The organism is Trebonia sp., from assembly GCF_049794275.1.
In the GTDB taxonomy this organism is placed as follows: domain Bacteria; phylum Actinomycetota; class Actinomycetes; order Streptosporangiales; family Streptosporangiaceae; genus Trebonia.
The window spans coordinates 1-6198 of sequence record NZ_JBARCR010000293.1 but is presented as its reverse complement, the minus strand read 5'-3'; the positions used below and the strand labels follow the sequence as shown (position 1 = coordinate 6198).

The following is a 6198-nucleotide window of genomic DNA, read 5'->3' as shown; positions in this document are numbered from 1 at the left end:
GAGCTTCTCCGCGTCGAATGGCGCGCCGTCCGCGGGCGGCGCGCCGAGCCCGACGGCCAGGATCAGCGCGGCGGGCAGCTTCCCGCCGCCGGGGATCTTGCTGAGCTCCTCAAGGTCGCCGGTCGCGCCGAGCGCGGTGAATGCGTCGGCGAGGGTACCGCCGATCGCGTCGTCGACCCCCTCCGCGCCGGGTGCGGCGCTGGGGCCGTCCGGGGCCTGGATCACCCCGATGACAAGGACATCGGCCTCCGCGTTCGCCGGTGCCGATTCGCTGGTGGAAAGGGAGACTGTCACCTTGCCGAGCTTATTGCACCCGGCCCGCCAAGCGGCGACACCAGTCCCTGCCGTGACCGACCGCACACGTCACGCGGATTTCTGACGGTAAACGAACGGCTCGCGCATCTTCCCAGCCATACAGTCTGCTCCTGCGTACGGTCTGCTCCTGTGTACGGTGCTCGCCTGTACGGCAGGCCGAGGAGCGTTCCCGTCAGCTCTCTCCTCCCACGAGCAGAGCCGGCGGTAGCGCTGACGATAGCCGCGTGCGCGGCGGCGGCCTTGCTCCTGCGCCTCTACGAGCTCAGCAGGCCCGGCGACCTGCTCGGCGTGACCGAATACGACGACGGCGTGCTGTTCGGCAACGCTCTGCGCCTTGTTAGCGGGGCGGTCCCGTACCGCGACTTCGCCGTAGTGCAGCCGCCGGGCAGCGTGCTGCTCATGACCCCGGTGGCGCTGCTGGCCAAGGTGACGGGGACGGCGTGGGGTCTCGCGATCGCCCGCATCCTTACCGTGTGCGCCGACACGGCGAACGTCATCTTGCTCGGCATCCTCGTCCGGCACCGGGGCGCGTTCACGGTCGGCGTCGCGTGCGGCCTGTACGCCGTATACCCGGACGCGCTGATCGCTGCGCACACCTTCCTCCTCGAGCCGTGGCTGAACCTGTGCTGCCTGGCCGGCGCGGTGCTGATCTTCGACGGCGACCGGATGGCCGGGACCGCGCCGCGCCCGGGTCATGGCCCGCGCGCGGCGCGGACCGCGGCGGATACCCGGCGTCTGGTGCTGGGCGGCGTGGCCTTCGGGTTCGCGGTCGCGGTGAAGATCTGGGCGCTGCTCCCGCTCGCCCTTGCCGTACTGCTGCTCGCGGTCACCGCGCGCCGGAGGAGGCCGGTGGGTGCGCTGGCTGCGGGTGCCGCGCTCGGCCTTGGCGTGCCGCTGCTGCCGTTCGCGGTACTGGCGCCGGGCGCGCTCTTGCGCGACGTGCTGGTGAGCCAGCTGGTCAGGAACGCCAACGGCAGCAGGGACCTGAGCGGCCGCCTCGCCGACGTGTCCGGCCTGCAGTTGCTGCCCGCCGGGTACCCGCAACATCTGCTGCTGCTCCTCATCGGCGCAGTGGTCGCCGGCCTCGTCGCCGCCGGATACCTCGCCAGGGAACGGCGCCCGCGGATGCTGGACGCGTACGCGCTGCTCGGCGCCGTGGCGGTGACCGCAATGCTGCTCTGGCCCCGGCTGTACTACTCGCACTACGGGGCCTTCGAAGGCCCGTTCCTCGCGCTCGCGGTCGCGCTGCCTGCCGGCCTGCTGACCGCACGTCCGGACGCCGGGCGAGCGAAGGAAGCGGCGCTTCCCGCCGTCGCGGCTGCCGTGCTAGTGACCGTCCTCGTGGCGATCGGGGTCGGGCAGTTCCGGGCTGAATCCGGGACGCGGGGCATCCAGGTCACCGCGGAGGCGGACCGGCTGATCCCGCCGGGCGCCTGCGTGGTGACCAACGATGCCCCCTTCACCGTGGTCGCTGACCGGTTCTTCTCCAGTCGCCCCGGCTGCCCGGCGATGGTCGATCCGTTCGGGACGTTTTTCGCAATGACCGGCGGGGACGAGCGCCACTCCAGCGCGGTGGTGCTGGCGCCGGTGGTCGCGCTGTGGCACACGACGCTGGAGCAGGCGACCTATGTCTGGCTCACCGGCGACACCGTCGCGCAGATCCCGTGGAACAGCGGTCTGTACGGATACTTCCGCCGGCATTTCCGGCTGATCGGACTCGCGGGCCAGCCGGTTCCGTCGCGGGACGTTCCGCGGCCAGGGCTGTACCTCAGGACGTGACCCTCAATCCGCGGTCAGTCCTGGCTTAATGCGGCGGCGTCATGGTGGAACCGGCAACGGGGACACGCGGGGGCGGCTGGACATGCGGGACATAATCAGGCATCGGGGCGGCGTAGTCCCCCTGATCGCCGCTTCGGTGGTTTTCGCCCTGTGGAACACGGCGTATAAGTACGCCGTCGATGGTCTGCCGGTCATGACGGTGCTTTCTGTCATGCTGCTCACCGCGGCCGCGGCGCTCTGGGGCTGCGCCCTCGCCAGGGGCCGCCAGCGGCTCACGCGCGGCCAGCTCAGGCGGATCGCGGTCATGGGCATGATCGATCCGGCTATCGGCTACGTGCTGATCGGCCTTGGGCTCACGCACGTTGAAGCCACGGTCTCGGCGATGCTGGACGGCACTGAGGCCTGTTTCGTCGTCGCCTTCGCCGCGATCATCGCCCGCCGCTCGCCTGGACCGCGCGCCGTCAGCGGCGTGCTGCTGTCTGCCGCCGGGGTGGCCGTTCTCGGCGGCACCCATTCCCTGCTCGGGATCGGCCCATGGAATCTGGTCGTGCTCGGCGGCGTGGCCTGCGCGGGACTCTGCAACGTGCTCACCGACCGCGTGCTCGGTGATGACGTCGATCCGCTCACGGTGACCGCGCACCAGATGGGATTCGCCGCGCTGTGCACTCTCCCGCTGCTCGCCTGGCAGTGGCAGGCCGGCGGCGCGCTCGGCGGTACGGCAGCAGGCCCGGCGGACTGGGCGGTGGCGATGGCCTCAGGGATAGCCCTGGCGGCCGGGTTCCTGCTCTACAACCACGCGATCGTCCGGGTTCCGGTCACCACGGCCGGGATGATCCTCAACACGCTTCCCGTCTTCGGCGTGGCCGCCGCGATCGCCTTCCTTGGCGAGCGGATCACCTGGGCGCAGGTGGCCGGCGCGGTCGTGATCCTCATCGCGTTCTTCCTCTTCGAGGAAAGCGGGGATCCTGCCGAGGACGCGCAAGACTTGCGGCCGGTACCGCACTCTCCAGTCCCGGCCATTCCCTCGCCTGAGCTTGTGACCGGAGTCGGCCCCGGTTAGGCGCTCGCGTATTCCTTGACGGCGCCGGAGACGCCGGCCAGCGGGCGCAGCCGTGTGCGCCGGTACGAGCGGTTCATGGCCCCGAGTCTGCGGAGCCGAGGCATCATGGAAGTGTCGGCAAGTTAGCCGGACGGTGAAGCGATGGTAACAAACTGGAAATAACGGGCGTTACGTATTGGACCTAACAGCGGTTAACATGGAATGGTGGCGCTCTGACGGGGGCAGATTTAACGGGGCCGTTACACGACAGGGACAGGGACGGGAGGTACGGACTGATGAGCGAGATGGCCATCGGGCCGTCACTGTCCTTCCCCTTCCTCGGCGTAGACGCGGGCGGCGTACGCCTCGAGCGACTGCTCGCACGCGTCAAGGGCCTGCTCGGTCGCCGCCCGGCCGTCCGCGCCGAAGACGTCGCGGTCGGTCACCTTCGCGAACCAGTTCCGCAGCTTGACCAGGTCGACCTCGTTCTCCTCAAGCTCCGCGTAGGTGAAGTGGTTCTCGTCGTATTCCTTCTGCACCTGGCGAAGGAAGTCCTCGCACTTGTCGACGATTTCCTCGTACTCATCATCGCGGGCCGCCTGGAACGCGTTGCGCACCTCGGTCTCGCCGGCCAGCACGGCGCACGACAGCAGCACCGCCGTGCCGGACATGTCGAGGATTTCCCGGCGCAGCTTGCGCAGCGACCGCTCCGCGGCGGGGCCCGCGGGCAGCGCGGCGACGGAGTTCTGCAGGTAGATAGCACCCAGGCTCTTGATGCGGCGCCAGACCGTGGACCGCAGCCTGGTCGGTTCCGGCGGGACCCGGTAGACCAGCAGCAGCCAGCCGCCGGCTTCCTCGCCGCCAGCGTCCGCCTTGTCACGTCGATCAGTCACTCCCGTATTCTCCCCGAAAGCTGAGGCGGCTCATTGAATGCGCTCCCGCTTATCCTCACCGTCTTCGTCGCCTGCGCGGTCGAGGCGATCGAGGCTCTCACGATAGTGCTGGCCGCGGGCATCACCCGCGAGTGGAAGTCCACGTTCCAGGGCATGGCCGTGGCCCTCGTCGTGCTGGCCATTATCACCGCCGCGGTCGGCCCTGCGATCGCTTCCCTGCCGCTGACCGCGCTACGGCTGGTCATCGGCGCGCTGCTGGCGATCTTCGGGCTCCAGTGGCTGCGCAAGGCGGTGCTGCGCGCCACCGGCTATAAGGGGCTGCACGACGAGGCGAGCGCCTACCTCAGGGAGGTCACCGCGGCCGAGACCGCCGCCAGGGAGTCAAAGCGCGGCGTCAGCGACTGGTACGCGTTCACCCTCTCCTTCAAGGGCGTGCTGCTCGAAGGCCTGGAGGTTGTGTTCATCGTGATCACCTTCGGCGCCAGCCAGGACAACATCGGCGCCGCCGTGATCGGCGCGGCGGCCGCCATCGTCGTGATCACCGTCACCGGCATCGCGGTCCGGGCACCGCTGACCAAGGTCCCGGAGAACTGGATGAAGTTCGCGGTCGGCATCATGCTCACCAGCTTCGGCACGTTCTGGGGCGCCGAGGGCGCGGGCGTCGCCTGGCCAGGCAACGACGCCGCCCTGCTCGTGCTCGTCCCGGTCGTGGCCCTCGTCTCGGCGGGCTACGTCTTCTGGCTGCGCTCCCGCAAGGCGGCCGTCGGCGCCCCGGCCAGGCAATCGGAGGTAGTCAGTTCATGAACCGCATCAAGGCGTTCGGCGCGTTCTGGTACGACTTCGTGATCGGCGACGACTGGCACGTCGCCGCGCTCATCGTCGCGGGCCTCGGGCTCACCGCGATCCTCACCCACGTGGCAGGCGTCAACGCGTGGTGGCTGCTCCCGCTGGTCGCCTTCGCCGCCCTGGGCTGGTCGCTGCTCCGGGCGACACCCCGCAAGTAAACGCGGTGGAGGTCCCGTCCACCCCTCGCCCGCGCGGCGGACCCGCTATGCGCCGAGGAAGCGCACCGGGAGCGGGGTTTCCGTGGCGCCGCCCGCGCCGTTTTCCGTGACCAGGTAGGCGTTCGCCACCGGCCGGTCGGAGACCTGTTCCGCGAGCGTCTCGTCGGTGAAGTGCGCCGCGGTGCCATCGTCGCAGGCGATTCCGCCGGGCAGCGCGCCGTCCGCGACGAGCCGCTGGTACAGCGGCCGCCGCTCCGCCTCGGAGTGGTAGTGCGGGCAGAAGCTTCCCGGCAGCATCGCGAGTCCGTCGGTGAAGGCGCGCAGTTTTATCCCGAACGAGTCCGTGGTTCCCCCCTCGAACCAGCAGATTCCGCCCGCGGACGAGCCGGCCAGCACGATGCCCGCCTGCCAGGCCTTGCGCAGGATCTCGTCGATCCGGTGCACCCGCCAGACCGCGACCATGTTCGCCACGCTGCCGCCGCCGACGAAGATGACGTCCTGCGACATCAGCAGGTCCTCGGGGTCGGCGACGTTCGGCATCGGGAACAGCGCCAGGTGCCTGACCCGGGCTTGTGTCTCCGCGAGCCGGTCGTAGACGCGCAGGTAGGCGTTCGGGTCGTCGCCGACGGCGGTGTTCAGCACGCACAGCTTCGGCCGGGGCCGTCCGGTCAGCTCCATCGCGTACTTCACCTGCAGCGGGGCCGAGTCGCGGGGCATCAGCATGCCGCCGCCGATCGCCAGCACATGCCGCCGTCCGTCTGCTGCCATGCCGAGAACGTATCGGCGTTCGCGGACCGGCGCAAAACGGTCGCGAAAGACGTACTATCGTGTTTACGCGACCAAGACGGCACAGACGGGTGGCCCGGCATGGCTGAATGGTGGTCGATCGAGGTTTTCTCCGGCGACAAGCTCCCGGCCAGCGGGTGGCGGTACGCCTACGAGGACGAGCTCACCGAGGCGGCGATCACGCACGGCGCGCTCTACTACGAATGGCACGACACGCAGCACGGCGTGATCTTCGAGGTGCTGTTCCGCACCGATGAGCAATGGGAGGCGTTCCGCGCGCTGCCCGCCGTCCGCGCTGCGCTCGACGGAGTGCCCGACCCGGACAACGGCCTGCTCATCTACCGCGGCAGGGGCGGCGCGGCGGGCTCGCCCAAGCCGCGCA

Annotated in this window: 8 protein-coding genes; 5 read left to right on the top strand and 3 right to left on the bottom strand. The window is 69.8% G+C overall.

Annotated features, from left to right (window positions below; all coding sequences use genetic code 11):
• Window positions 1-294, bottom strand: a 294-nt coding sequence (locus WA805_RS08295) for a M17 family peptidase N-terminal domain-containing protein (protein ID WP_425242037.1), incomplete at its 3' end; no start/stop codon positions are given.
• Window positions 295-555: 261 nt separating this feature from the next.
• On the opposite strand from WA805_RS08295, the gene WA805_RS08290 reads away from it, so the two are divergent.
• A complete protein-coding gene (locus WA805_RS08290; protein ID WP_425242036.1) occupies window positions 556-2094 on the top strand; it encodes a hypothetical protein in 1539 nt (512 codons plus the stop codon).
• Between the two features lie 82 nt (window positions 2095-2176).
• Window positions 2177-3154 carry a DMT family transporter gene (locus WA805_RS08285; protein ID WP_422290878.1) on the top strand — a complete coding sequence of 326 codons (978 nt, stop codon included), beginning with the start codon at window positions 2177-2179 and terminating at the stop codon, window positions 3152-3154.
• A gap of 299 nt (window positions 3155-3453) precedes the next feature.
• Here the strand turns inward: WA805_RS08285 and WA805_RS08280 are convergent, their stop codons facing one another.
• Window positions 3454-4026, bottom strand: coding sequence for a Chromate resistance protein ChrB (locus WA805_RS08280; RefSeq protein WP_424559672.1), 573 nt, complete (start codon window positions 4024-4026; stop codon window positions 3454-3456).
• Between the two features lie 33 nt (window positions 4027-4059).
• On the opposite strand from WA805_RS08280, the gene WA805_RS08275 reads away from it, so the two are divergent.
• Together WA805_RS08275 and WA805_RS08270 are read left to right on the top strand one after the other, a co-directional pair.
• Window positions 4060-4830, top strand: coding sequence for a COG4280 domain-containing protein (locus WA805_RS08275; RefSeq protein WP_422337825.1), 771 nt, complete (start codon window positions 4060-4062; stop codon window positions 4828-4830).
• Entirely contained in the window at window positions 4827-5030 is a 204-nt protein-coding gene (locus WA805_RS08270; RefSeq protein ID WP_422275630.1) for a hypothetical protein, read from the top strand. Before WA805_RS08275 ends, WA805_RS08270 begins: the two co-directional genes overlap by 4 nt.
• Window positions 5031-5075: 45 nt before the next feature.
• Here the strand turns inward: WA805_RS08270 and WA805_RS08265 are convergent, their stop codons facing one another.
• Window positions 5076-5798: a Type 1 glutamine amidotransferase-like domain-containing protein gene (locus tag WA805_RS08265; RefSeq protein WP_422275628.1), complete on the bottom strand. Its 723-nt coding sequence runs from the start codon at window positions 5796-5798 to the stop codon at window positions 5076-5078.
• A gap of 99 nt (window positions 5799-5897) precedes the next feature.
• On the opposite strand from WA805_RS08265, the gene WA805_RS08260 reads away from it, so the two are divergent.
• Window positions 5898-6198 (top strand): hypothetical protein (locus WA805_RS08260; RefSeq protein ID WP_425242035.1); only part of this gene is annotated, 301 nt, incomplete at its 3' end.

What these genes read in the sequence shown, in the direction of transcription:
- WA805_RS08285 (WP_422290878.1), top strand. Translation starts at nt 2,177, where the DNA reads ATGCGGGACATAATCAGGCATCGGGGCGGCGTAGTCCCCCTGATCGCC.
- WA805_RS08270 (WP_422275630.1), top strand. Translation starts at nt 4,827, where the DNA reads ATGAACCGCATCAAGGCGTTCGGCGCGTTCTGGTACGACTTCGTGATC.
- WA805_RS08265 (WP_422275628.1), bottom strand. Translation starts at nt 5,798, where the DNA reads ATGGCAGCAGACGGACGGCGGCATGTGCTGGCGATCGGCGGCGGCATG.